Origin of the sequence: Aeromicrobium fastidiosum, assembly GCF_017876595.1 — a bacterium.
Lineage (GTDB): Bacteria > Actinomycetota > Actinomycetes > Propionibacteriales > Nocardioidaceae > Aeromicrobium > Aeromicrobium fastidiosum.
Genome location: NZ_JAGIOG010000001.1, coordinates 2,689,945 through 2,714,593, shown reverse-complemented (window position 1 = coordinate 2,714,593; position 24,649 = coordinate 2,689,945). Strand labels below are relative to the sequence as shown.

Here is a 24,649-nt window from a genome sequence, read left to right as displayed (position 1 = left end):
CACTTCTCCCGTGTTCACGCATACTCGCAACATCCGGCGACCAGCACAAGGGATTCCGGCGTTAAGACTGTGTTTCGCTTTCGAAATCGTTGACCTACCACGTGGCAGCCGGCACACGATCGCTCGTGCGGCACAATGGCCGTCATGACCGACCGGAAGCCCGTCCACCCCCGGGCGCAGAGTCTCGACGACACCGCGAAGCGCATCATCGAGCTGCTCCAGGACGACGGCCGCCTGTCCTACTCGGCGATCGCCAAGGACGTCGGCCTGTCCGAGGCCGCCGTGCGCCACCGCGTGCAGAAGCTCATCGAGAGCGGCGTCATGCAGGTCGTCGCCGTCACCGACCCCCTGCAGATGGGCTTCGCCCGCCAGGCCATGATCGGCATCAAGGTCAGCGGCAACATCCGCGAGGTCGCCGCCGAGCTCGCCACGATGCACCAGCTCGACTACATCGTCGTCACCACGGGACGCTTCGACATCCTCGCCGAGATCGTCGCCGAGAGCGACGACGAGCTGCTCGACATCATCTCCACCCAGGTCAGCGCACTCGACCGCGTCGTCTCCACCGAGACGTTCGTGTACCTGCGGCTGGAGAAGCAGACGTATGCCTGGGGCGTCCGTTAGGCGCTCGTTCCTCGCGCCTCCCGGTCAGCCGCTCGTTCCTCGCGTCTGGCTGGCTTCGCCAGCACGCCTGTCTCCCTCGCTTCGCTCGGTCGACCCATGATCGGGGGGCGGTCTCAGACCTCCGTGATGGTTCCGCCTCGTTCCAGGGTTTCGATGATGTCCTTGTAGGTGGTGCGCAGGTGTTCTTCGTAGCCCTCGTCGTCGTGCTCCGGGGCCGCGGCAGGTTCGGTGCGGCCCGCCTTGTCGAGGACGTCCCAGGTCACCTCGGTGCTCGGCGCGTGCAGGACCGGCGGGGTGCCTGCCAGGCGGAACGCCGCCGTGTCGGCCGGCACCGCGCCGATGCGCGCGCACGCCAGCACCGACGTGACCAGGTCGCGTCCATGGAGGCCGTCGAGGACGACAGGCGTGCCCGGCTCGACGCCCATGTGGCGCAGGCCCGCCGCGATGCAGGCCGACTCGTGCAGCAGCTGCGCGTACGAGACCGTGCCGCGGGCGTCGGAGACCGCGAGGTCGTCGGCCAGGCCGGAGACCACGTGCCAGTCGAGGATGCGGAAGACCAGACTAGTCATCACGCCCCCCTGAAGACCGGCGCACGACGCTCGGTGCGGGCCAGAGCGGCCTCCTGCACGTCGTCGCTGGCCCAGACGTCGGCGAAGCTGCGCCCGATCGCCTCGTCGTCGGCCGACGAACCGTTCAGCACCAGCTTGTTGTGCGCCAGCGCCAGCGGCGCGAACTCGGCGATCTCGTGCGCCCACGCGATCGCGTCGGCCACGGTGCCCGGACGGTCGGCGAGCCCGCACGCCAGCGCTTCGTCGCGGTCGAGCGACTCGGCCGCCAGCATGAGCCGCCTCGCGCGTCCCGCCCCGGCGAGCTCGCTGAGCGTGCGGATCGTCCACGCGTCGACCGCCAGGCCGTTGCGCGCGGTCGGCACCGCGAACTTCGCCGTCTCGTCCGCGACCCGCAGGTCGCACGCCATCGCCAGCTGCGTGCCGGCACCGATGGCCGGCCCGTTGACCGCCGCGATCAGCGGCACCGGGAGCTGGGTCAGGCGGCGCAGCATCCCGTAGAGCCCCTGCAGGAAGTCGGGCCCGTAGACACCCCCCAGATCGGCACCGGAGCAGAACGCGGAGCCCTTGCCGGTCACGACGATGACCCGCGCCCCGTCGGCGACGGCGGTGTCGGCCGCTTCGTGGACCGCGGTGCACAGGGCCAGGTCGAGGGCGTTGCGGCGGTCCTCGCGCTGGAGCTCGACGACGGCGACGTGGCCGTCACGGGAAGTGGCGATCATGGTTCTCCTCGGGGTCGTCCTCACGCTATCGCCCCGCCGAGCCGGGAGACATATGACCCGGGGGTAACCCACGCGGTGTGAGGCTCGTTACACCAGCATGACGATCAGCCGCCGCACCCTCATCCGCACCGGAGCCGTGATGGGCGGTGTCGCCGCCGTCGGCGTCCGCCCGGGGACGGGCTGGGCCGCGCCGGGCGTCGTCGCACCCCAGCACACGACCCTCGACAGCTGCTACCGCCGGGGGCCGGCCGGTGCGGGCGGCTACACGCCGGTCGTGTCGACGGGCGGCGAGCCGCACACCGTCCGCGACGAGCTGGGCGCAGCACCGGGTGCCGCGCGCGCCACCAGCCGGACTCCCGTGCTGAGCTTCGCGCACCTCACCGACGTCCACATCATCGACGCCCAGTCACCCGCGCGGGTCGAGTACGTCGACCGGTTGGACGACTCGTACGGCGGTGCGCCGACGCTCGGCGGCCTGCTGTCGTCCAGCTATCGACCGCAGGAGATGCTCACCCCGCAGATCGCCGACTCGATGGTGCGCTCGGTCAACCGCGTGGGTCGCGGGCCCGTGACGGGCCAGCAACTCGCCTTCGCGATCCAGACCGGCGACAACTCCGACAACTGCCAGTACAACGAGGTGCGCTGGAACATCGACGTGCTCGACGGCGAGCGCATCACCCCCGACTCGGGCAGCCGCACCGCGTACGAGGGCGTCGCCGACACCAAGGTCTGGGACGCGCACTACTGGCACCCCGAAGGCCCTCGCAAGGCAGGCGGCACCGAGGACATCTACACGTCCCGCTTCGGCTTCCCGCGGGTGCCCGGGCTGCTCGACGCAGCGCGCCGGTCGTTCGAGCCGCAGGGACTCGACATCCCGTGGTACTCGGTGTTCGGCAATCACGACGGTCTCGTGCAGGGCAACTTCCCGCACACCCTCCCGCTGTCGATCCTGGCGACCGGCCCGCTCAAGGCCACCGCCCTGCCCCCGGGGCTGTCGCAGGCGGACGTCATCGCGAGCCTCGCGACGGCGAACGCCGGCACGCTGCTGGGAGCGGTCTCGCTGACGTCAGCGACGCTCGTCAGCGCCGATGCGCAGCGCCGCACGCTGACCCGCGGCCAGGTCGTCGAGGAGCACTTCAAGACGTCCGGCTCCCCCGTCGGCCACGGCTTCACGGCGACCAACCGGCAGAGGAAGACCGCCTACTACAGCTTCGACCGCGGCCCCGTGCGGTGCATCGTGCTCGACAGTGTCAACCCCAACGGGTACGCCGACGGCTCACTCGACAAGCCGCAGCACGAGTGGCTCACGGCACTCCTCGCGGCGTCGACCGACAGGTACGTGTTCGTCTTCAGCCACCACACGTCGAAGACCATGACAAACCCCCTCGTCGTGACGGGGCTCGACCTCAACCCCCGTGTGCTCGGCGACGCCGTCGTGGCGACGCTGCTGGCGAGCCGCAACGTCGTGGCCTGGGTCAACGGCCACACGCACCGCAACGAGATCACGGCCCACCGCAGCGCCGACGGCACGAGCGGGTTCTGGGAGATCAACACCGCGTCGCACGTCGACTTCCCACAGCAGTCCCGGCTCATCGAGCTGGCCGACAACCACGACGGGACGCTGTCGATCTTCACGACGATGCTCGACCACGCGGGGCCGGCATCGCACGGCGGGACGTTCGCCGACTCCGTGCACCTGGCGGCGCTGGCCCGAGAGCTGTCGGCCAACGACCCGCAGCAGCGATCGGCTGCCCAGGAGGGTGCCGTCGACGACCGCAACACCGAGCTGCTGCTGCCGAACCCCATCGCCTGATCCCGCCGCGGACGTCATCACCGTTGCGGCAACGCAGGTACTGACGTGATGACGTCCCGGGACCACCTGGCGGACGTCATCACCGTGGCGGCAACGCAGGTACTGACGTGATGACGTCCCCGGCGGGTCAGAGCAGGGACTCGAGCAGCTGCGCCACGCCGTCGTCGTCGTTGGAGGCGATGACGACGTCGGCGACGGCCAGCACGTCGGCGTGCGCGTTGGCCACGGCATGGGCGCGACCGGCCCACTCGAGCATCGGCAGGTCGTTGGGCATGTCGCCGCACGCCCACACGTCGGCCGCCTCGATGCCCTGCTCCTCGCACCACGCGGCCAGGCCGCTGGCCTTGGTGACCCCTGCTGCGGTCATCTCGGCCAGCCCGATCGCGCCGGAGAAGCCGAGCTCGACGCGAGTACCCACGACCTCCTCGACCACGCGCAGGAACTCGTCGGGGTCGATCCCGGGGCTGCGGGCCAGCAGCTTGCCGACGGGCGGGGACATGGGTGCCGTGAGCTCACCGACCACGGTCACGGCGCTGTGCTCGACGGGGTACGCGTAGACGTCCTCGCGTCCCATGCCGTCGGCGCGCTCGACCGCGAACGTCACGCCGGGCAGCGCCTCGCGCAGATCGGCCACGACCTGCGCCATGACGTGCGGGTCATGACCCCGCGACGCCGTGACCTTACGCCGCACCAGGTCGTAGACGAACGCGCCGTTGCCGCAGATCGCGACCCCGTGACCCCCGACGGCGTCGGCGAGCTCGTCGAGCCATCGCGGTGGGCGTGCCGTCACGAACAACGTCGGGACGCCGGCCGCCTCGGCAGCGACGATCGCCTCGCGCGTGCGGCTCGACAGCGAGCCGTCCGACCGCAGCAGCGTCCCGTCCAGATCGGTCGCGACGACGCGGGGGCGGGACGGCATGAGGCTCATGACTGTAGTCGTCCGTCGTGCGACCCGCTCGATCTGCCACGATGCGTCCATGACATCTGCCCCCGTCGTCATCCCCGGCGTGGCCGGGCCGGTGACGGCCGAGTACTCGTTCTGGTCTGGGTACACCTTCGTGGTGGACGGACGCAGGGTGTCCAGCCGCAACCGGATGCAGAGGAATCGGGTGACGTTGCCCGGCACGTCGGGTCCGGTCGAGGCCACGATCAAGGGGGCGCTCGGCTACCTGCAAGCGCATCCGACCTTGGTGGTGGACGGTGCCGGCTACCCGATGGGACCAGCCACGCCAGTCGTGCTGAAGATCTTGTCGGCGCTACCGGTGCTGCTGGTGCTCGGCGGCCTTCTCGGCGGAGTGGCCGGTGCGGCGGCGATGGCGACCAATGCCACCTTCGTGCGGCGCACGTGGCCCGCGGGGGTCAAGGCCGCGCTGATGATCGGCATGTTCGCCGCCGCCGCAGGTCTCTACGTCGGGGCCGTGCGCGTCCTGCTCTAGCTACTCCGCGGCTGCCAGCTGCCCGCAGGCACCGTCGATGTCGCTGCCGCGGGTGTCGCGGACCGTCGTCGGGACGCCCTTGGCGATCAGTCGCCGCACGAACTCGCGCTCGTCCTCGGGCCGCGACGCGGTCCACATCGAACCGGGCGTCGGGTTGAGCGGGATGAGGTTGACGTGCACCCAGCCCCAGTCGCCGTACGACTGCAGGACGTCGCCCAGCAGGTCTGCGCGCCACGCCTGGTCGTTGATGTCCTTGATCATGGCGTACTCGATCGACACGCGTCGCCCGGTCTTGCGGGCGTACTCCCACGCGGCCTCGACGGCCTCGTTGACCGACCAGCGGGTGTTGATCGGCACGAGCTCGTTGCGCAGCTCGTCGTCAGGAGCGTGCAGCGACAGCGCCAGCGTGACGGGGATGCCCTCGTCGGCGAGCTGCTTCATGCGGGGCACGAGGCCCACCGTGCTGACCGTGATGTTGCGGGCCGACATGCCGAGGCCGTCGGGTGCCGGGGCGACCATGCGACGCACCGCGCCGATGACGGCCTTGTAGTTGGCCATCGGCTCGCCCATGCCCATGAACACGACGTTGGACAGACGTCCCGGGCCGCCCGCGACCTCGCCACGGGCCATCTTGCCGGCCGCGTCGACGACCTGGTCGACGATCTCGGCGGTGCTCATGTTGCGCTCGAGGCCGCCTTGGCCGGTGGCGCAGAAGGGGCACGCCATGCCGCAGCCGGCCTGGCTCGACACGCAGATCGTCGCGCGGTCGGTGTAGCGCATCAGGACCGACTCGACGAGGGCACCGTCGAAGAGCTTCCAGAGGCTCTTGACCGTCGTGCCCTTGTCGGCCTCCATCGTGCGGACGGGGTTGAGCAGCGTCGGCAGCAGGGTCTCGACGATGCGGTCACGGCTCGCGGCCGGCAGATCGGTCATCTGCGCCGGATCGCGCTCGAGCCGCGAGTAGTAGTGATTGGCGACCTGCTTCACCCGGAACGCGGGCTCGCCCATCGCCTCGGCCGCTGCAGTGCGCTCCTCGGCGCTCAGGTCGGCGAGGTGGCGCGGGGGCTTGAGGCGTCCGCGCTTCTGCTCGAAGACGAGCGGCAGCGGGTTCGGGTTGACGGAAGACACGTCGTCCATTCTCGCATTCAGGGCCCCATCTCCCGAATCGTCCGGTTGCAGCGGCACCGCGAGTGGTGCGTTCCGGGTCCCGAGTGCTGCATCGTGGTCAGACACGCCGTCCCAGAACGGCCAGGACGCAGCACTCGGCGATCCCGGGCGGGGGTCAGCCGCGGGGCAGGTCTGCGACGAACTGGAGCTTCTCGAGCACCGGGGTGGGAATCACGAACGGGTAGAGCGCGCCCTTGCCCATGCTGCGGTTGATCTGGTTGAGCGCGATGCTCAACGGGATCCAGACGCCGATCACGAGATCGCGGAACGAGGTGAAGTCCTGCGGCGAGGCGACGGTCGCGAGGCCGAACGCCGATGCGGTCTCGATCGTGTCGCAGATGTGCATGTAGTGCGCGAACGTCTCGGCGAAGTCCTCGAAGGGGTGCATCGTGGCGTACATGCTGATGTAGTTCTTCTCCCAGCCTGCCGGCGGGCCCTCGGAGTAGTGCCGCTGGATCGCGTCGGCGTAGCTCTCCTCCTCGTTGCCGAAGAGCTCGCGGGCGCGCATGATGTTGTCGCCGCGCACGTGCTGCCACTCGATGTAGTGGCCGACCTCGTGCCTGAAGTGGCCGAGCATCGTCCGGTAGGGCTCGTCGAGCCTGACCCGCACCTTCTCGCGGTGCGCGTCGTCGCTCTCGGCCAGGTCGAGCGTGATGATGCCGCTCTCGTGCCCGGTCGTCACGTCCTCGTCGACGCTCGACAGCAGGTCGAAGGCGAGACCGTTGTCGGGGTCCTCGGCGCGCGTGACGATCGGGAAGCCCAGCGTGTCGAGCTCGACGACGAGCCGGCGCTTGGCCTCCTCGGCGACCTTGAACTCCTTGAGCCCGACGACGTCGGCGTCGCTGGGGCGCGTGCGCGTCAGGCCGCAGCTGAAGCAGTAGCCGCCCGGGAACTCCGTGAGCCACGTGCAGCCCGACAGGTTGAGGTTCTTGCAGACGTGCCAGATGTCGCCGTCGGCGTCGACGTACTGCCCCTTGGTGTCGACCGGGACGATCGCTCGCTCGGAGCGCGAGAACCCGAGGTTGGTCTTGCACGAGACGCAGATCGAGTTCTCGAAGTACAGGGCGTTGCCGCACACGCGGCAGGAGAAGGCCTTCACCGCACAAGTCTGTCAGGGTCTCGCGGAAGGGCGAGCGCTGCAGCCGCGTGCCGCGTCACACGCCCTTGTCGGCCGTGATCCCGTCGACCAACCAGACGCCGTCGTCCTTGACCAGCGCGTAGACGAGCTTGACGGTCTGCTTGCCGGCCTCGCTCGAGAACGTCTCCTCGGTGCGCACCGACGCCGTGTCGTCGCGGACGTCGGACGATCGCACCGTCAGCCGGAAGGAGGCGATCGACGCGTCCTTGGCGTTGACGTCGAACTTCGCGCACGACGTCAGGCCCAGCTCGGTGCGGAAGCTGCGGGTCGTGAGGTCGTTGAAGCCGTCGCAGTCCTTCTGTTTGAACACCGCGTCGTAGTCCTGGACGGCCTGGACGGGGTCGGACCCGCCGTCCGACGTCGTGAGCACGACGGCGGTGGCCGCCCCGGCGACGACGACGGCGACGGCTGCGACCATCGCCACTCGCCTGCCCCGCCGCCGCTCGGGCGTGGTGACGGGCGCAGCCGTCGGATCGGTGGGCTCGGGCTGCGTGTCGGTCACCCGTCGATTCTCGCAGTCCGATGCGATCCCGCCCGCTGAGATGCGCAGGTCACAGCACCCGACTCACAGCGGCGCGACGTCGACCTCGACGCGCAGGGTCGAGGTCTTGGCCTCGGTGAAGATGACACCCTTGACGGGAGGGACGTCGGCGTAGTCGCGTCCCCACGCGACGGTGACGTAGCGGTCGTTGACGAGCTGGTCGTTGGTCGGGTCGACCGTCAGCCAGCCGTCGCCGGGTATCCAGACCGCGGCCCAGGCGTGCGTCGCGTCCGCGCCGACGATGCGCTCCTTGCCGGGCGGCGGGGTCGTCGCGAGGTAGCCGCTGACGTACCGGACGGCCAGGCCGTGCGAGCGCAGGCAGGCCAGCGTCAGGTGGGCGAAGTCCTGGCACACCCCCGCACGCTTGTCGAAGATGTCGTCGACCGTCGTCGTCACGGTCGTCGCGGTCTTGTCGTACGCGAAGTCGTCGTGGATGCGGTGCATGACCTCGACGACTGCGTCGCCCACGGGCCGGCCGGGGCGCAGCGACTCGGCCGCGTAGGCGTGGGCCTCCGGCGTCTGGTCGGCCAGCGACGAGGCGAGGGCGAAGTCGTGGGCGCGCCACGCGTCGGCGACGTCGGGACGGTGGGCCGGTCGCGCCTGCTCCCACGGCACGGCCAGCGCGGCGTCGCTGTGCTGCGGTGCCCCCGCCTCGACCTCGCTCACCGCCAGGATGTCGAGCACCTGATGGGGCTCGGTGACCTGGAAGTAGGTCGCGGTGTTGCCGTAGTAGTCGACGTCCTCGGACTGGTCGAGCGGCGACGGCGCGACGGTCAGCTCGCGCGACACGACCCTCTGCCACGGCAGCTCGCGCGGCACGAGATAGGCGATGCCGAGGCTGTCGGTGACGTCCTCGTCATACGAGTACGTCGTGCGGTGCGAGACCCGGTAGCGGCGCGTGCTCACTCCGTCACCGTCGCGAAGCCGAAGGAGCGGGGCACCGGGCCCGCCGCGAAGTGCAGGTCGCCGACCGCGTCGGACAGGCGGGTCAGCTGCCCGATGCAGCCCGTCAGGAACTGCTCGAGGTTGGGGCGACGCTCCCCCTCGATGGCCGCGAGCGTCGCCAGGTCGGCGCGGTCGAGCTCCTCGGCGAGGTCGTCGAGCAACCGCTCAGGACGCGTCGAGCCCGTCGACTCCGGCATCGCGGCGAGCTGCTGGCGCATCTCCTCGATGCCGGACGCCAGGGAGCGGGGGTTCTCGACATCGGTCAGCAGCAGCTCGAGCACGCTGGTCAGCCGGACGTAGCCGCGGTAGCGGCGGCGGTGCGTCACGGCGCTCTCGGCCGCTGCCAGCACGGCGTTGTGCACGTCACGGTCGATGTCGAGGCCCCGGCGGACGGTCGTCGTGGCGCTCAGCAGGTGGCACAGCTGCAGGCCGCGCTCGACAGCGCGTCCCGTGCAGATCATCCGCCAGCCCGGATCGCGCATCATGTTGGCCGTGACGCCCTGCAGCGACAGGATGCCGGTCAGCATCTGCCCCGCGCTCTCGGCCACCTGGTGGCTGTAGTGGTACGCCGACAGGTTCGACGAGGCCCGCTCGGTCGAGCTGAAGGCCTGCCACGTGTCGGGTGACAGCTGGTCGCGGACGCTCTGGGCCGCGTCGCGCAGGGCTCCGATCGACTGGGCGACGGAGCCGGGACGGTGCGGGTCGAGCAGCAGCGAGCGGAAGTTGTCGTCGAGGGCGTCGGGGCCGAAGCGCGATCCGCTGAGCCGTGCGATCGCCGACATCAGCACCGACAGGCTCGCCCCGCCGGCCGTGTGGGGCCGCGACCGGAAGTCCTCGGCACTGGCGTGGGCCGTCAGCACGAGGCGCAGCATGTCCTCGGCGCGCTCGGCGTAGCGGCCGAACCAGAACATGTCCTCGAGCACGCGCGGCACCATCGCCGCGGGTGCCCGGACGTTGGTCAGCGGCAACACGTCGACCAGGCCCTGGTCGGGATCCTCGGGACGCTCCTTGAGCACCCACACGTCCTTGCTCGACGGCAGGCGCAGCTCGGACCGGACGCTCGCGAGCCCACCGATCAGCGGACGGTACGTCGAGCCGTAGCGCAGCGTGAACGTGCGCAGCGTGACCGACTGCGGCGACAGGCCCCGGCGGTCGAGCGTCGGGGCCTGCGACAACGGCAGCAGCTCCTGCCCCACGTAGCGGTGCGGCTCGGCACGCACCAGCGCGGCGAGCTCGTCGCGGCTGTGGTGCTCGAGGTCGACCGCACCGTCGATCGTCTTGACGGCCAGCCCGTCGAGGTGGTCGAGGACGTACGCCATCGACCTCGGGTCGCCGGTCCAGTAGGTCTGCACCGACCGCAGCCGCAGCGGCTCGTCGAGCAGCAGCTCGCACATCGCCGAGAGGTACGGCAGCATGCCGGGGTTCTCGAGCACTCCCGCGCCCAGGCCGTTGACGACCCGGACGTTGCCGCGCCGGACCGCCTCGGACAGCCCGGCGACGCCGAGCTGCGATCCCTTGCGCAGCTCGAGCGAGTCGCTCCAGGCCGCGTCGACGCGCCGCAGGATGACGTCGACACGCTCGAGCCGTCCGAACACCCGCATCCACACCGCGCCCTCGCGCATCACGAGATCGCTGCCCTCGACGAGCGGGAAGCCCAGGCTGGAGGCCACGAATGCCTGGTCGTACGCGGTCTCGGAGTGCGTGCCCGGCGACAGGACGACGACGCGAGGGTTGGGCGCGTGCCCCGGTGCCGAGTCGATCAGGGTCGCGCGCAGCGCCTGGAAGAACGGGGCCATGCGGTGCAGCCCCGCCTGGCGGTACAGCTCGGGCATGACGCGGGAGATGACGCGCCGGTTCTCCATCGCGTAGCCGATGCCGGACGGTGCCTGCGCGCGATCGGCGAGCACCTGCCACTCCCCCGACGCGCTGCGTCCGAGGTCGGCCGCGGCGAGCAGCAACGGTTGGGGGTCGGCGGCCGAGGCCCGCGCCGAGACGCGCAGGAATCCCTGGTGCGCGAACACGACGGCCGGCGGCAGCACGCCGCTCGAGAGCAGCCGCTGCGGGCCGTAGAGGTCGACCAGGATCGCGTTGAGCAGCTCGGTGCGCTGCGCGAGCCCGACCTCGAGCGACGACCACTCGGCGGCCTCGACCACCAGCGGGACGGGGTCGAGCCGCCATGGCCCCGGGTCCTCCTCGGGCGGCGTGTACGTCACGCCGTCGTTGGCGAGGAACCGCTGGATGTCTCCGCCGACGCGACGCAGATCGGCCTCGGTCAGCTGCACGGCGCTCTCGGCGAGCATCCGCCAGCCGGGACGCAGCCCGCCGTCGGGGGCCACGACCTCGTCGAAGCGTGGCGGCTCGCCGGTGAGCGTCGGCTGCGTGACCGCTGCGGAGTAGTCGCGGAGGGCCGTCACCGCCGTCCCGCCCCGCCGGTCGTGCCGGGCGGCACGGTGCGGCGCAGGTCGAGGGTGTGCGGGTACTCCGCGCTCGCGGCACGGCGGCCGGCCTCCTGCATCGCCGCGACGTCGAGGCGTCCCGGCGTGTGGCCGAACGGCTCGAAGCGGCTCGAGCGACGTGCCTCCGCCTCGCGGGCGTTGATCGGCGGACGCTCGTGGGCGCGTCCGCCGGGGTGGACGACGTGGTAGGTGGCTCCGCCGACCGACGTGCCCGAGGCGATGTCGACGACGTCGAAGCGCAGCGGCGCGTGCACCTCGATCGAGGGGTGCAGGGCCGACGGCGGCTGCCAGGCGCGGTAGCGGACGCCTGCGAAGTACTCGCCGGCCACACCCGTCGCAGTCAGAGGCACGGGAACACCTTGGCACGTCACGAGGTGCTCGTGCGGCAGGATCCCGCGCACCGTGACCTGCAACCGCTCGACCGACGAGTCGACGTAGCGGGCCATGCCGCCGGACGTCGCCTCCTCCCCCAGCACGTGCCACGGCTCGATCGCCGACCGCAGCTCGAGCTCGATGCCGTGGCCGGCCCGTGCGAGGCCGATGCGGGGGAAGCGGAACTCGGTGAACGGGTCGAGCCACGACGCCTCGAAGTCGATGCCGTGCTGGCGCAGATCGGCCACGACGGCGGCGATGTCGCGGATGGCGCCCTGCGGCAGCAGGAAGTCCTCATGCAGTGCTGTGCCCCAGCGCACCAGCGGCGCACGGTGCGGCTTCTCCCAGAACATCGTGACGAGCGAGCGCACCAGCAGCGACTGCACCATCGCCATCTGGGCGTGGGGAGGCATCTCGAAGCCCCGCAGCTCGAGCAGCCCGAGACGTCCGCGCGACGAGTCGGGGCTGTACATCTTGTCGATGCAGAACTCGGCCCGGTGGGTGTTGCCGGTCAGGTCGGTCAGCAGGTGGCGCAGCGCGCGGTCGACGAGCCACGGACGGGGCTCGTCGGTCTCGTCGGTGAGCCGGTCGATCTCCTGGAAGGCGATCTCGGCCTCGTACAGCGACTCGGGACGTCCCTCGTCGAAGCGCGGCGCCTGGCTCGTCGGGCCGATGAACCGGCCCGAGAACAGGTACGACAGCGACGGGTGACGCTGCCAGTAGGTCATGAGGCTCGTGAGCAGGTCGGGACGGCGCAGCAGCGGCGAGGCGGCCGGCTCGTGGCCGCCCAGCGTGATGTGGTTGCCGCCGCCCGTGCCGGTGTGCGCGCCGTCGAGGTCGAACTTCTCGGTCGTGAGGCGGGCATGACGCGCGATGTCGTACAGCGTCGTCGTGAGGTCGCGCAGCTCCGACCACGACGACGTCGGCTGCACGTTGACCTCGATGACGCCCGGGTCGCTCGCGACGACGAGCTGCGTGAGGCGTGCGTCGGGCGGAGGGCCGTAGCCCTCGATGACGAGCCGCTGACCCAGCGACGTCGCGGCGACGTCGATGACGTGCAGCAGGTCGGAGTAGTCCTCGAGGCGCTCCGTCGGTGGCAGGAAGACGTGGACGAAGCCGTGACGGGCCTCGACCGTGAGCGCCGTGGTCGGCTGGTCGTCGGCCGCGACGACGGGCACCGCGGGGATGCGCGGATCGAGTCGTGGGCCGGCCTCGAGGTACGACGGGTCGCCGGACGCCCGCGGATCGTGCCACGTGATCGAGCTCAGCGGCAGGCGCAGGCCGACCGCGGACGTCCCCGGCAGCAGCACGATGCGTCCGCGGCGCAGCGACCAGTCGGGGCTCGTCCACTCCTCGCCGGTCACGAGCGGCAGCACCCAGCCGGTCGGGTCGACGACCTCGGCGTCGAGGGCCGCGGCGACGGTGCCGTCGGCGCGCTGCGGGTCGAGACCGGGACGGTCGCCGTCCGGCTGGCGCAGCTCGTTGACCAGCTCGGTCAACGGATCCTCGTAGGCCGGGCGCAGCTGGCCGTCCGGCAGACCCAGCAGCCGCGTGATCTCGCGCCCCAGCGACTCCGCCCGCGCAGGGGCGTCCGCGTCGGCGGCGGACTCGTCCCACGGATCGGCCAGCAGCGTGGGATCGGACCACAGCGTCTCGCCGTCGTCCCGCCACTGCAGCGAGATCTGCCAGCGGGGCAGCTCCTCGCCCGGGTACCACTTGCCCTCACCGCGGTGGACGAGGCCGCCGCCCGCATAGACCGCGCGCAGCCGCTCGGCCAGCTCGCTGGCCTTGACGCGCTTCTCCGGACCGTCGGCCTGGGTGTTCCACTGCTCGGACGTCACGTCGTCGAGGCCCACGAACGTCGGCTCGCCGCCCTGCGTCAGCCGGACGTCACCGGCGGCCAGGCGCAGGTCGATGCCCTCGCCGAGCGCGTCGATGCGCTGCCACTGCGCGTCGGTGTACGGCTTGGTGACCCGCGGGTCCTCGTGGACGCGGCTGACCGTGTTGTGGAACGAGAAGTCGACCTCGGCCCGCTCCATCAGCGTCCCGGAGATGGGAGCGGCCGACGACGGGTGGGGAGTCGCCGAGAGCGGGATGTGGCCCTCGCCGGCGAACAGCGACGACGTCGGGTCGAGACCGATCCAGCCTGCCCCCGGCACGAACACCTCGGCCCAGGCGTGCAGGTCGGTGAAGTCCTCGGTCGGACCGCTCGGCCCGTCGATCGCCTCGGTGTCGGACGCCAGCTGCACCAGGTAGCCCGACACGAAGCGGGCGGCGAGGCCGTACTGCCGCAGCAGCGAGACCAGCAGCCACGAGCTGTCGCGGCACGAGCCGATGCCGCGCTGCAGCGTCTCGTCAGGGCTCTGGACACCGGCCTCCATGCGGACGGAGTAGCCGACGGCGCGGTAGACCGCGGCGTTGAGCTGCACCAGGAAGGGCACCATCGCCATGCCCTCGGCCGGCAGCTCCGGGAGCTGGGCACGGAACTCGGTCACGAGCGGGCCGGGCACGTCGGAGCCGTCCTCGCCCACCGGGCGGAGGTACGGCGCGAGGTCGGCGGCCAGCGAGGCCTCGTAAGAGAATGGATACGTCTCGGCGTACTCCTCGATGAAGAAGTCGAAGGGATTGACCACGACCATGTCGGCGACCAGGCCCACCGTGATGTCGAGGGTCGAGACCTTCTCGGGGAACACGAGCCGGGCCAACCAATTGCCGAACGGGTCCTGCTGCCAGTTGACGAAGTGGTTCGCCGGGCTCACGGTCAGCGAGTACGCCTCGACCGGCGTGCGGCTGTGCGGGGCCGGCCGCAGGCGCACGACATGGGGGCCCAGCTCGACCGGCCGGTCGAAGGAGTAGGTGGTCCTGTGCTCGAGAGCGACCTTGATCGACATGCCTCCAAGGGTGCCCGGTCCCGATGACAACCAGGTAACCGGCCCGCGCCCCCGCTCGCGAGTCGCTGCGGTACGCGTCGCGAGTCGCTGCGACCCCCATCGCGAGTCACTGCGTCGCGCCAGCAGCGCGACCCAGTGACTCGCGGGCCGTGATGGAGTGACTCGCGGGCGTCAGGTGACGGGGACGAGCAGGAACAGGATCAGCCAGGCGATGGGTGCGACCGCGATGAGCGAGTCGAGCCGGTCCATCAGTCCGCCGTGCCCGGGCAGCAGGTCGCCCATGTCCTTGATGCCGAGATCGCGCTTGATGAGCGACTCCGACAGGTCGCCGAGCGTCGCGAACACGACGCCGGCGATGCCGAGGAGGATGCCGACCCACCAATCGCCGTCGAGGGCGTAGGTCACGGTCGCGATGCCGCTGCCGATGCCGAAGATCAACGACCCGGTGAATCCCTCCCACGACTTCTTGGGGCTGATCGTGGGTGCCATGGGGTGCCGACCGAACAGCACCCCGGCGATGTATCCGCCGATGTCGGAGGCGATCGTCGCGACGATGAACGCCACGATGCGCCACGGACCGTCGTCCTCCTTGAGCATCAGGAGCACGAACGTGCCCATGAGGTAGAGGTACGACAGGCAGAAGATGCCGGACGTGACGTCGCGGACGAAGCCCTCGGCCCCGTCACTCAGCCGCCACACCATGGTGCCGATGACCGTCAGGGCCATCGCGACCGCGGCGGTCTCCATCGTGCCGAAGTAGGCACCGACCAGCATGATCGTGCCGCCCGTGACGACCGGCAGCACCGGCAGCGCGATGCGCACCGTGCCGAATGCGCGGGTCAGCTCGAACAGCCCGATCGCCAGCGCGAGGGCCACGACGGCGATGAACGCCTCCTTGACGACGAACAGCGACGCGATGACCATCGCCACGAGGCCGACGCCCACAGCGATCGAAGCCGGGAGGTTGCGGCCCGCACGGCTGGTCTTCAGCGCGACGGCGGGGATGACCTCGCCGTCGGGCGTCAGCTCGTCCGGGGAGACGACGGGCGGAGTCTCCTCGTGGGGAGACTCAGACCTCAAGGAGCTCTGCCTCTTTGTTCTTGAGCATCTCGTCGATGACCTCGACGTGCTTCTTGGTCAGGGCGTCGAGCCGCTTCTCGGCCCCCGTGTTGTCGTCCTTGCTGATCTCGGAGTCCTTCTCGGCCTTGTCCATCGCCTGCTTGGCGTTGCGCCGCACGCCGCGCACCGCGATGCGTCCGTCCTCGGCCTTGGACTTGGCCAGCTTGATGTACTCCTTGCGCCGGTCCTCGGTGAGCTCGGGCAGCGTCACGCGCAGCACCTTGCCGTCGTCGCTGGGGTTGACGCCGAGGTCGGACTCGCGGATGGCCTTCTCGATCGCGGGCTTCGCGCCGGCGTCGTACGGCTGGATGATGACGGTGCGCGGTTCGGGCACCTGGAAGCCGGCGAGCTGGTTGAGCGGCGTCTGCTGCCCGTAGTACTCGGCCGTGATCTGGGCGAACATCGCGGGGTGCGCGCGGCCCGTGCGGATCGCGGCGAACTCCTCGCGGGTGTGCTCGACGGCCTTGCCCATCTTGCTGTCGGCGTCGCGCAGGGTCTGGTCAATCACGATAGTCGTCCCATCCGGGTAGTTCTTTCACAGTGATTCTGGCGTGCCTGCGGCCGGGGCGGCGTGCACGAGTGTTCCGATCTTCTCACCGCTCAGCACGCGGGCGATGTTCCCCTCGCCCTCCATGCCGAACACGATCATCGGCAGGCGGTTCTCCATGCACAGCGCGAAGGCTGCCGCGTCGACGACCTTGAGCCCCATGCGCAGGGCGTCGTCGAAGGTCAGCTCGTCGAACTTGCGAGCCGTCGGGTCGGTGCGCGGATCGGCCGAGTAGACGCCGTCGACGCCCGACTTGCTCATCAGGACGGCATCGGCCTTGATCTCGAGCGCCCGCTGGGCCGAGACCGTGTCGGTCGAGAAGTACGGCATGCCGGCACCCGCGCCGAAGATCACGACACGGCCCTTCTCGAGGTGCCGGATGGCCTTGCGCGGGATGTACGGCTCGGCGACCTGGCCCATCGTGATGGCGGACTGCACACGGGTGTCGACGCCCTGCTTCTCGCAGAAGTCCTGCAGCGCCAGGCTGTTCATGACCGTGCCCAGCATGCCGATGTAGTCGGCGCGCGAGCGCTCCATGCCGCGCTGACTGAGCTCGGCACCTCGGAAGAAGTTGCCACCGCCGACGACGATCGCGACCTCGACGCCGTCGGCGACCGCATCGGCGATCTGCTTGGCGATGCCGTTGACGACATCGGGATCGATGCCGATCTTGCCGCCGCCGAACACCTCGCCCGACAGCTTGAGGAGCACCCGCCGGAGCGGACGACCAGAGGCCGGAACCTCGACATGCTCTGCAGTGGTCACGGTTCCGGCCTCTCGTCGATCAGCGGATGCTTCGGGTGGTGCGTGGTCTCAGGCGCCGATCTCGATGTGCGCGAAACGCTTGAGCGTCACGCCGGCCTCATCGAGCAGAGCCTTGACCGTCTTCTTGTCGTCCTGGACGGACGGCTGCTCGAGCAGCACCTGCTCCTTGAAGAAGCCGTTGAGGCGACCCTCGGTGATCTTGGCGATCGCCTGCTCGGGCTTGCCCTCCTCGCGCGACGTGGCCTCGGCGATCTCGCGCTCCTTGGCGACGATCTCGGCGGGGACGTCCTCGCGCGTCAGGTAGCGAGGACGCATGGCCGCGATCTGCATCGCGACGCTGCGAGCAGCGTCGTGACCCGCGTCGCCCTCGAACTCGACGAGCACGCCGACGGCCGGCGGCAGGTCGCTGGCACGACGGTGCATGTACGTCGCGACCTGGCCGTCGAAGCTGGCCACGCGGCCGAGCTCGATCTTCTCGCCGATCAGGACCGCCATGTCGGCAACGGCCTCTCCGACGGTCTTGCCACCCTCGAACGGCGTCGCGGAGAACTCCGCGGCGTCGGCCGGACGGGTCTCGTCGGCCTTCTCGGCCAGCTTCTCGGCCAGCGTGATGAACTGCTCGTTCTTGGCGACGAAGTCGGTCTCGGAGTTGAGCTCGACAATGGCGCTGCCGTAGTTGGCGACGAGGCCGGAGGTGGCCTCGCGCTCGGCACCGCGCTTGGCGGCCTTGGCGGCGCCCGAGATGCGGAGCACCTCGATCGCCTTGTCGAAGTCGCCGTCGGCCTCGGTGAGCGCCTTCTTGGCGTCCATCATTCCGGCGCCGGTGGCGTCGCGCAGCTTCTTGACCTCTGTGGCGGTGATAGCCATGGTGTGTTCCTTTGCGTGAGTCAGTGAAGGGGCCGGGTCACTCAGCGGTGACGGCGTCGTCCTTCGGGGCGTCGGCGGCGGCCTCGGCCTTCTTGGCAGGAGCCTTCTTGGCGGCGGCCTTCTTGGCCGGAGCCTCGGCAGCGGCTTCGTCCGCAGGAGCCTCGACCACGGCGGGCGCGGCAGCGGCGTCGTCGGCAGCCGGGACGGCGTCGGCGGTCGTCGCGGGGGCAGCAGCAGAAGCAGCGGCGTCCGCGTCCTTCTTCTCCAGCAGCTCGCGCTCCCAGTCGGCCAGGGGCTCCTCGGCGCCGAGCTCGGCACCGGGCTGCTCGTCACCGGTCTTGGCACCACCGCGGGAGATGAGGCCCTCGGCGACGGCGTCGGCGATGACCCGGGTCAGCAGGCCGACCGAGCGGATCGCGTCGTCGTTGCCCGGGATCGGGAAGTCGACGTCGTCGGGATCGCAGTTGGTGTCGAGGATCGCGATGATCGGGATGCCGAGCTTCTTGCACTCGTCGACCGCGAGGTGCTCCTTCTTGGTGTCGACGATCCACGCGGCGGCCGGGGTGCGGCCCATGTCGCGGATTCCGCCGAGGGTGCGCGAGAGCTTCGCGTACTCGCGGCTCATGCCGAGGAGCTCCTTCTTCGTGCGGTTGCTTCCCGCGACGTCGTCGAAGTCGATCTCCTCGAGCTCCTTCATGCGCTGGAGCCGCTGGTGCATCGTCTGGAAGTTGGTGAGCATGCCGCCGAGCCAACGCTGGTTGACGTAGGGCATGCCGACGCGCTTGGCCTGCTCCTCGATCGGCTCCTGCGCCTGGCGCTTGGTGCCGACGAACAGGATCGTGCCGCCGCGAGCGACGGTGTTCTTGACGAACTCGTACCCGGCGTCGCTGTAGGCCAGCGACTGCTGCAGGTCGATGATGTAGATGCCGTTGCGCTCGGTGAAGATGAATCGCTTCATCTTGGGGTTCCAGCGACGGGTCTGGTGCCCGAAGTGGACGCCGCTCTCGAGCAGCTGGCGCATGGTGACGACTGCCATGGTCGTATCTCCTTGTGGCACACGTGTGCCGGTTCCTGGTTGACTCACCGCCGGTTGGCGGTGACCTGGCACCTGTCGCATGACACCACCTGCCCAGCAGTGCTGGGCAGACCAGGGCATCGTCCGCATTCGGCTTTCGCGTCATACGGGGACAGGCGCGCGAATTTCACCTCCGGAGAGGTGAGTGGTCCCAGTCTAGGGCACTCCCCCGTCCCGGACGAAATCCACAACCGCGCGGCATCGCGTGGATGTCCCCAGGACCGGCCCGACGCCTGTGCCGGCGGCGGGCTGACCCGTTGGCTGGTCGCATGCCTCGACCCGTCGCCGCGCTCCTCCCCCTCGTCACGCTCTGCCTCGCCACGCTCTGCCTCGTCACGCTCCGGCCGGTGCCCGCCGCGGCCTCGACGGAGCCGTGGTCGTGGCCGCTCGGACGACACGCCGTCGGCGAGCGGTTCGACCCGCCCGCCGACCGCTACGGGGCCGGCCACCGAGGCGTCGACCTGGCCGGGTCGGTCGGCGACCCGGTGCGAGCCGTGGCGGCCGGACGGGTCACGTTCGCCGGGCAGGTGGGCGGGGTACCGGTGGTGACGATCGACCACGGTGCCGAGCGCTCGACCTACCAGCCCGTCGCGGCGGTCGTCCAGGTCGGCGACGCCGTCGAGGCGAGGCAGGTCATCGGCACGCTGCTGGGAGAGCACAGTCACTGCGCGGACGCCTGCCTGCACCTCGGCCGCCGGGTCGGTGACGACTACCTCGACCCCCTCGAGCTGCTCGGCGGCGGGCGGTTCCGGCTCATCAGTCCCGACGGCGAGCCCCCGTCACCGCCGTCGGGTGCCGGGGGCCCGCTGCAACGTCCGGTCGGCGGCCCCGTGACGTCACCGTTCGGCACGCGGGTGCACCCCGTCACGGGGGTCCGCAAGCTGCACGACGGCACCGACTTCGGCGTCCCGTGTGGCACGCCGGTGCACGCGGCCGCCGGGGGCACGGTCGTGGCCGCCGGGACAGCCGGTGCCTACGGCCGTCGCGTGACGATCCGGCACGCTGGCGGGGTCGAGACGTCCTATGCGCATGTGTCGTCGGCAGCCGTGCCGGTGGGGGCGTCGGTCGGTGCCGGCGAGGTGATCGCGCGATCCGGCTCGACGGGCATGTCGACCGGGTGCCACCTGCACTTCATGGTCCGGCAGGACGGGACTCTCGTCGACCCGATGCAGCTGCTGTGACCACGGCGTCGCCGGCACGGGCGCACACCCCGAGGTCGCGCAGCGCAGTCGTCCACCCCGTCAGCAGCCCCGCGACGACCTGCCTCGCGGTCGTCGTGTCCGGCAGCCGGACCCGCACGGCGAGCCCGGAGTCGGTGCGCGAGATCCACACCTGCAGGTCATCGGCGAGCGTGGGTGCCGACACGTGGTGGGCGCGCCGGCCCACGAGCTCGCCGTGCCCGGGCAGGCGACGGTAGTCGAGGTACGACGCCATGAAGACGTCGGCGCGCTCCCGGACGAGCGCCGCGGACGCCGACTCGAGCACCTGGTCGAGAGGGACCGCCGCCATGGCCCGGCCCGTCGCCACGGCGGCGGCCGCCTCGGTCAGTGCGAGGCAGCCGTCGCGGTGTGCCCTCAGCTCGACCGGCGTCGTCGTCGTGTACCAGCCGACGGCTCGTCGCTCCTGCTCGGTGACCCGGGTGTGCACGGGTGTCAGCACCGCGAGGGTGTCGGGTCCGCCCAGCTCGTCGACGGCAGTCGCGAGCGCCGCGAGCACGGCGCTGCTGGTCGTGCCGCCATGCCTCTGCGAGTGGGCCCCCACCCGCTCGGTCAGGTCGGCGTCGGCCAGCTGGGCCACCTCGGTGCACTGGGCGACCCGTTCGCCCGGCCCGACGCCCAAGGGGATCGGAAAGGTCGGCAACCGGTGCTCGCGGGAGCGCAAGAAGTCGTGCCACGCCGCCAGGCGGTCGTCCTGCGCCGGCACACGGCGTGGCGGACGGTCAAGCCCCGACACGAAGCATGCGGCCTCCGGCAGGTCGGGTGCCGGTCGTCCCCCGGCCGCGGCGTCGTACAGCGCGTGCAGGTCGTCGACCAGCACCACCAGGGAGTAGGCGTCGGCGTGCAGGTGGTCGAGACCGAGGACGATCGTCGAGCGGTCGGCCCGCGAGATGGCCGCGGGCCAGATCGCCGGGTACGCCAGCGGAAAGCAGGCACGGTCGAGCTCGGCCCTCACGAGGTCGCGGGTCGTGTCGACCGAGACCGTCGGACCGTAGTCGACCCGGCTCCAGCCCAGCGACGCCGCGTCGTGACGGACCCCGTGCACCTCATGGGCGACGACAGCGGCACCGCACTGCAGGGCGCTGTGGCGCGCGACGACTGCCCGGAAGGCGTGCTCGAGCGCGTCGACGTCGATCGGGCCCTCGACGTCGAAGGTCGCCGCGAGCCAGACCGAGGGCTCCCCCGCCACGGCAGCGGCGAGGTGGTTGCGCTGGTTGAGCGAGAGACCGACCGGCCGCGGCGGCACCGGTCCGGGAGCGATCCGCCATGAGACGATCGTGCCCGGATCGGGCTCCCACAGGTCAGCCGCTGTGACCAGCATGGGCCGTCGCGGATCGGGGAACGCGCGTCGCGCCGTCCGCCATTGCCTGCAGCGTGCGCGCCACCGTCCTCCGGTAGAGGTCGGTGCTCTCGTGCGCCTGTGGCGTGTCGGGGTGCTGCATCGCGAGGTAGAGGCGTCGCGAGTCGCGATTGACCCACATCGAGGCGTTGGCGGTGCGTCCGGCCCCCGTGAAGTGGACGCCGCGCTCGTGGGCGGGGCGGCCGGCTCCCGGGAACCGGCGCAGGTCGAGGTACGAGACCAGCTGCGGCGATCCCAGCGTCTCGGGTCGCACGACACCCGACCTGACCATCTCGGCCAGGGCGACGTGCACCGGCATGCGGCCGATCTGCTTGCCGCGTGCCATCGCCTCGTGCGCGGAGCGCAGCAGCCCGTCGACATCACCCTCGTGGCACGCGACGTCGAAGGCGATGGGCGCGAAGGTGCAGAACCAGCCGTGCGAGCGGGCGAACGGCCCACGCTCGCGCGCCCCGAGCACCGTCACGCCGACGTAGCTGTCACGGTGCGCGAGCTCGTGCTCGGTCGCCGCGATCGCCGCGAAGACCGCATCGACGGTCCTGGCACCGGCCTCGCGGCAGCGCGCGTCGAGACTCGCGGCTCCGTCGGCGTCCAGCAGGTCGTTCGAGCTGATGCTGACCGGTGCCGTCTGCCCGGGCTCGAGACCCAGGTCGAGCGGGAACGATGGGAGGCGTCCGCCGCTGCCCTCGATGAGTCGGGTCCACTCCCGCACCTCGGGCGAGCTGGCGTCGTACGTGGCGGCCGCGACGTGCTCGGACATCGCGAAGTCAGCGAACGGACCGGTCTGGTCGGGGCCGGGCAGGGCCCCCTCGACGACCTCGGGACCGCCCGGCGCGGCGATCTCGGCGGCGTAGAGATCGGCCAGCTCCGACGCGACCATGATCTGGGAGGCACCGTCGGTGAACGCGTGATCGCATCCCCAGAACAGGCCGAAGCCGTCGGGCCGCTCGACGGCACCGAGGCAGAACGCCGGCCAGGAGTCCGGCCGGCAGGTCGCGTCGAAGACGCTCACGAGGTGGCGCTGGAGCGCTGCCTGCCAGTCGTCCCCCGCGAGCACGTCCCCGTCGAGCGTCTTCCCGCCGAGCACGATCTCGTCGGTCACCACGAGCTCGACGTCGTCCGCCGGGACGACGTGGCGCACCGGCTCGGCTCCCGACACGTCGAACCACGACCGCAGACCCTCGTGGGTCACGACCAGCCGCGTCACGGCGCGGGCGAGCGCCTCGCGGTCGAGGGGGCCGTCGACGTCCGTCGCGACGCCCGTCCAGGCTCGGTGCTCGCCTGCCTGTCCACGTCGCTCGGCGTAGGCGCGCAGGTGATCGGCCTGCAGGAACGACGCCGGCGCGGAGTCGGCGGGCGCAGCGGCGGCAGCCGTCAGGCTCCGCCCGGACGGACCGAACATGACGATCGCACCGGGTCGAGGCCGCCACCGTGACATCTCGTCGAGGATCATCGCGCCGACCCCGTCGCCGCCAGCTGCTCGGGCTGCTCGTCCCACACCATCTCCGACAGCACGGCACGGGCGTTGGCGACGTAGCCCCGCATCGCGACATCGGCCAGATCGGTGCCCGGGTAGCGCGCCGAGATGTTGAGGCCCACGTGTGAGCGGATCAGCCAGAGGTAGACCTCGTCGGGCGCATGGGCCGGGCTGCGCAGGGCGCGTGCCTGCTGGGCCGGCCACTGCTCTGCCCCCGGCACGTGTCGCACGTCGACGTACGACACCACGAAGTGGGGCGTGTCGTCGATGCCGAGCAGCTCGGCGATCCGAGGGAACGGGTGTCGGGCCAGGTCCTTGGCCCCCCGCACGGCCTGGTCGGCCCGCTGGACCGCCTCGGCGACCGTGGTGGCGCCCGTGAGGTCGAGATCGATGGGGCACAGGCCGACGTACCAGCCGACGGCTCCGACGTGGCGCGGGTCGTGGCGCGTGTGCAGCGGCAGGACGAATCGCAGCCGCTCGATGCCGCTGCGCCGGCGCGCGGCCAGGGCGAGTGCCGCGATGCCGGCCGACTGCAGCCCGACGCCGCGCTGTCGCAGCTGGCCCGCCAGCAGGTCGGTGCTGACGCCGCTCAGCACCCAGGTCGACAGGCTCCGCTGCGGGCAGGCCGTTGCCGCCGCGCCGCCGGCCACGTCGGGATGATGGGGGAACACCGGCGTGTCGACGGGGGCCCCCGTGCCGTCGAGCGTCAAGAACTCCCGCCAGGTCGTGACAGCGACGTGGTCGTCCGCGATGTCATCACCCGATCGTCGGTCGGACTCGGCGAAGTCGACGTGACTGCCGACGTCGAGCACCGCCAGCTCGGCATCGTCGGCACCCGTGCCGGCCCGCCGGTACAGATCGGCCATCTCGGCGAACCACAGCAGCTGCGAGTACGCGTCCATGACGCTGTGGTCGGCACCGAACACCAGCACGAACCCGGACGCATCGGGGTCGACGACCGTCGCGAACACGCAGTGCGGCCACACCACGGGCGACAGCGCGGCCAGGAACTGGGCCACCTCCTCGCGCGCCTCGCCGCCCGAGCGGTGCCCGAGCACCTCCTGCCGCACGTCGACACCGTCAGTTTCAGCCGTCCGTCGGGCCCAGCCGACATCGCGCCGCTGCACCGTCGTGCGCAGCACCTCGTGCCGCACGATCCAGGCGCGCAACGCCCGCCGCAGCACATCGGGATCGTAGGGCCCGGGCAGCCGCATGGCCGAGCCGATCCAGGCACCGTCGGCATCGCGGCCCAGATGCGCCTCGTGGTCGTACGACAGGTCGCGATCGTCGTCGCGCCACGCCGCCGGGGACGCTACGGGCGTCCAGGTGGTCACGATCCCGGCCGGGATCGGATAGTCGTGCAGCTCGCTGTACTCCATCGAACACTCCCCCGAGTTGCCGGCGGCGCGAGCCGCCGGACTGAGCCGCGCACTCCCTGCACGGCGATGTGGGTCAGTGTGCCGACGCCCGGGGGTGCGGCGCGACGTGATGATGGTCACCATCCCCGGGGTATGGACAACGACCGCGCGACGGGGTTTCACTCGGAGCACTTCG

Annotated in this window: 21 protein-coding genes; 4 read left to right on the top strand and 17 right to left on the bottom strand. The window is 71.0% G+C overall.

The window, feature by feature from the left end; all coding sequences use genetic code 11:
* The first annotated feature begins 144 nt into the window (after positions 1-144).
* Complete coding sequence (locus JOF40_RS13440; protein WP_188111857.1) at positions 145-624, top strand: Lrp/AsnC family transcriptional regulator; 480 nt, start codon at positions 145-147, stop codon at positions 622-624.
* A 113-nt stretch (positions 625-737) separates the two neighbouring features.
* On the opposite strand, the gene JOF40_RS13435 is transcribed toward JOF40_RS13440, so the two are convergent.
* Complete coding sequence (locus JOF40_RS13435; protein ID WP_129184678.1) at positions 738-1,193, bottom strand: AMP-binding protein; 456 nt, start codon at positions 1,191-1,193, stop codon at positions 738-740.
* A complete protein-coding gene (locus JOF40_RS13430; RefSeq protein ID WP_129184680.1) occupies positions 1,193-1,912 on the bottom strand; it encodes an enoyl-CoA hydratase in 720 nt (239 codons plus the stop codon). The genes JOF40_RS13435 and JOF40_RS13430 overlap by 1 nt, the downstream gene beginning before the upstream one ends.
* A 97-nt stretch (positions 1,913-2,009) precedes the next feature.
* Between JOF40_RS13430 and JOF40_RS13425 the strand changes: the two genes are divergently transcribed.
* Positions 2,010-3,725: a TIGR03767 family metallophosphoesterase gene (locus tag JOF40_RS13425; RefSeq protein ID WP_129184682.1), complete on the top strand. Its 1,716-nt coding sequence runs from the start codon at positions 2,010-2,012 to the stop codon at positions 3,723-3,725.
* A gap of 127 nt (positions 3,726-3,852) precedes the next feature.
* Here the strand turns inward: JOF40_RS13425 and JOF40_RS13420 are convergent, their stop codons facing one another.
* Positions 3,853-4,653: an HAD family hydrolase gene (locus JOF40_RS13420; protein WP_245343138.1), complete on the bottom strand. Its 801-nt coding sequence runs from the start codon at positions 4,651-4,653 to the stop codon at positions 3,853-3,855.
* Positions 4,654-4,702: 49 nt separating this feature from the next.
* Between JOF40_RS13420 and JOF40_RS13415 the strand changes: the two genes are divergently transcribed.
* Positions 4,703-5,161: a hypothetical protein gene (locus tag JOF40_RS13415; RefSeq protein ID WP_129184684.1), complete on the top strand. Its 459-nt coding sequence runs from the start codon at positions 4,703-4,705 to the stop codon at positions 5,159-5,161.
* On the opposite strand, the gene rlmN is transcribed toward JOF40_RS13415, so the two are convergent.
* From rlmN to rpsB, 11 genes are all read right to left on the bottom strand, one after another.
* Positions 5,162-6,289, bottom strand: coding sequence for a dual-specificity RNA methyltransferase RlmN (rlmN, locus tag JOF40_RS13410; RefSeq protein WP_246152867.1), 1,128 nt, complete (start codon positions 6,287-6,289; stop codon positions 5,162-5,164). It lies immediately after the preceding gene.
* Between the two features lie 154 nt (positions 6,290-6,443).
* Complete coding sequence (locus JOF40_RS13405; protein WP_129184688.1) at positions 6,444-7,427, bottom strand: zinc-binding metallopeptidase family protein; 984 nt, start codon at positions 7,425-7,427, stop codon at positions 6,444-6,446.
* A 55-nt stretch (positions 7,428-7,482) separates the two neighbouring features.
* Positions 7,483-7,968 (bottom strand): hypothetical protein, encoded by a 486-nt coding sequence (locus JOF40_RS13400; RefSeq protein WP_129184690.1) that lies wholly within the window; start codon positions 7,966-7,968, stop codon positions 7,483-7,485.
* Between the two features lie 63 nt (positions 7,969-8,031).
* Positions 8,032-8,913 (bottom strand): transglutaminase family protein, encoded by an 882-nt coding sequence (locus JOF40_RS13395; protein WP_129184692.1) that lies wholly within the window; start codon positions 8,911-8,913, stop codon positions 8,032-8,034.
* Positions 8,910-11,366 (bottom strand): circularly permuted type 2 ATP-grasp protein, encoded by a 2,457-nt coding sequence (locus tag JOF40_RS13390; RefSeq protein ID WP_129184694.1) that lies wholly within the window; start codon positions 11,364-11,366, stop codon positions 8,910-8,912. Before JOF40_RS13390 ends, JOF40_RS13395 begins: the two co-directional genes overlap by 4 nt.
* Positions 11,363-14,671 carry a transglutaminase family protein gene (locus tag JOF40_RS13385; RefSeq protein WP_129184696.1) on the bottom strand — a complete coding sequence of 1,103 codons (3,309 nt, stop codon included), beginning with the start codon at positions 14,669-14,671 and terminating at the stop codon, positions 11,363-11,365. Before JOF40_RS13385 ends, JOF40_RS13390 begins: the two co-directional genes overlap by 4 nt.
* A 171-nt stretch (positions 14,672-14,842) precedes the next feature.
* On the bottom strand, positions 14,843-15,751 hold the full coding sequence (locus tag JOF40_RS13380; RefSeq protein ID WP_245343137.1) for a phosphatidate cytidylyltransferase: 909 nt from the start codon (positions 15,749-15,751) through the stop codon (positions 14,843-14,845).
* Entirely contained in the window at positions 15,741-16,262 is a 522-nt protein-coding gene (gene frr / locus JOF40_RS13375; protein WP_245343662.1) for a ribosome recycling factor, read from the bottom strand. The genes JOF40_RS13380 and frr overlap by 11 nt, the downstream gene beginning before the upstream one ends.
* 63 nt (positions 16,263-16,325) lie before the next feature.
* Positions 16,326-17,102 (bottom strand): UMP kinase, encoded by a 777-nt coding sequence (gene pyrH / locus JOF40_RS13370; RefSeq protein ID WP_129184698.1) that lies wholly within the window; start codon positions 17,100-17,102, stop codon positions 16,326-16,328.
* 48 nt (positions 17,103-17,150) lie between these two features.
* Positions 17,151-17,969, bottom strand: coding sequence for a translation elongation factor Ts (gene tsf, locus JOF40_RS13365; protein ID WP_129184700.1), 819 nt, complete (start codon positions 17,967-17,969; stop codon positions 17,151-17,153).
* 37 nt (positions 17,970-18,006) lie between these two features.
* Positions 18,007-19,005 (bottom strand): 30S ribosomal protein S2, encoded by a 999-nt coding sequence (gene rpsB / locus JOF40_RS13360; protein WP_129184702.1) that lies wholly within the window; start codon positions 19,003-19,005, stop codon positions 18,007-18,009.
* Positions 19,006-19,313: 308 nt separating this feature from the next.
* Here rpsB and JOF40_RS13355 point away from each other — a divergent pair, with 308 nt between their 5' ends.
* Positions 19,314-20,225 (top strand): peptidoglycan DD-metalloendopeptidase family protein, encoded by a 912-nt coding sequence (locus JOF40_RS13355; protein WP_209674608.1) that lies wholly within the window; start codon positions 19,314-19,316, stop codon positions 20,223-20,225.
* Here JOF40_RS13355 and JOF40_RS13350 read toward each other — a convergent pair.
* Genes JOF40_RS13350 through JOF40_RS13340 form a run of 3 tightly spaced genes read right to left on the bottom strand, consistent with a single transcriptional unit; the run spans position 20,176 to position 24,474 of the window.
* The gene (locus JOF40_RS13350) at positions 20,176-21,582 is read right to left on the bottom strand and encodes a condensation domain-containing protein (protein ID WP_188111859.1); all 1,407 of its coding nucleotides are present in this window, start codon (positions 21,580-21,582) and stop codon (positions 20,176-20,178) included. The genes JOF40_RS13355 and JOF40_RS13350 overlap by 50 nt on opposite strands.
* Positions 21,563-23,020, bottom strand: coding sequence for a condensation domain-containing protein (locus JOF40_RS13345; protein ID WP_209674606.1), 1,458 nt, complete (start codon positions 23,018-23,020; stop codon positions 21,563-21,565). Before JOF40_RS13345 ends, JOF40_RS13350 begins: the two co-directional genes overlap by 20 nt.
* 47 nt (positions 23,021-23,067) lie before the next feature.
* Positions 23,068-24,474, bottom strand: a complete 1,407-nt coding sequence (locus tag JOF40_RS13340; RefSeq protein WP_188111860.1) for a condensation domain-containing protein — start codon at positions 24,472-24,474, stop codon at positions 23,068-23,070.
* Between the last annotated feature and the right edge of the window lie 175 nt (positions 24,475-24,649).